General features: G+C 54.0%; 1 protein-coding gene. It reads right to left on the bottom strand.

Annotated features, from left to right (window positions below):
* Nucleotides 1-74 precede the first annotated feature (74 nt).
* A complete protein-coding gene (locus ACTHUT_RS20975) occupies nucleotides 75-1,133 on the bottom strand; it encodes a pseudouridine synthase (protein ID WP_250600429.1) in 1,059 nt (352 codons plus the stop codon).
* Nucleotides 1,134-1,141: the final 8 nt, after the last annotated feature.

The raw sequence follows: 1,141 nt of genomic DNA, 5'->3' as shown, positions 1-1,141 counted from the left end.
ATACAACCTCATCCCCCGCATTGATTTCAACCTGAGACGATTTTGCAAAAGTCTGAGCCCCGATTTATCTTACATTAACTTTTCTTCCGGTGACGTTCGCCTGGAAGTAGCATATCTGCCCATTTGATAATGTTGGCGACTTCTGCCGGATTGAGTTCGTAGAACTGGCCGCGTTTGAGGCGGTTTGGCAGACCGATGGGGCCGAAGCCTACGCGGACGAGGCGGCTGACGGTCAGGCCTTGGCTTTCAAAAATGCGGCGTACTTCACGGTTGCGGCCTTCTTTGATGACGACGTTGTACCATTTGTTTGCGCCTTCGCCGCCTTGTTCGTAGATGCGTTCGACTTTTGCCAAACCGTCTTCGAGCATCACGCCTTCTTCGGTCAGGACGCGCATTTGTTCGGTGGTCAACTCGCCCAATACGCGCACGGCGTATTCGCGTTCTACTTCAAAGCTGGGATGGGCAAAGCGTTGAACAAGTTCGCCTGAAGTGGTCAGGATCAAAAGGCCGCTGGTATTGATGTCTAAACGGCCGATGGCCACCCAGCGGCTGCTGGCTGCTTGCGGCAGGCGGTCGAAAATGCTGACGCGGCCTTGCGGGTCGTCGCGGGAAACGATTTCGCCTTCTTGTTTGTAGTAGAGGATGATGCGTGGAAGGCGGTCGGCCCATTTGAGTTTGATGATGCTGCCTTTGACGGTAACGTGGTCGTCAGGCGTAACTTTTTCGCCCAGTTGCGCTACGCGGCCGTTGACCGTTACCCAGCCGTTGCTGATCCATTCTTCCATTTCGCGACGTGAGCCGACGCCGGAAGCGGCCAGGACTTTTTGCAGGCGCTCGGGTTCAAAGCGTGAAAGGTCGCTGCGGCGTTCTTTCAAATCGCGGGCGTGCTCCATGATTTTTTGGTTGGGATTGCGGACCACCAGTTTTTTGGCTTTGGCGGCTCGTTGTTTTGGGGCGGTATTTTGAGCTTTGGGGCCGTCTGAAACTTTTTGGCCGTAAGTTTTGCCTGATGTTTTTCGCTCGTCGTCGGGACGTTTTTTATTGGCAAAGGATTTGGCCGGTTTGGAAGGTTTTTTGGCGTTAGAGGATACGCCGTCGCGCCATTGGCGTTTGCTGGAAGGCTGTTTGGACATGATTTTTC

The organism is Neisseria sp. P0022.S010, assembly GCF_051956635.1.
This window is presented reverse-complemented; position numbering and strand designations above follow the sequence as displayed.

What these genes read in the sequence shown, in the direction of transcription:
- ACTHUT_RS20975 (WP_250600429.1), bottom strand. Translation starts at nt 1,133, where the DNA reads ATGTCCAAACAGCCTTCCAGCAAACGCCAATGGCGCGACGGCGTATCC.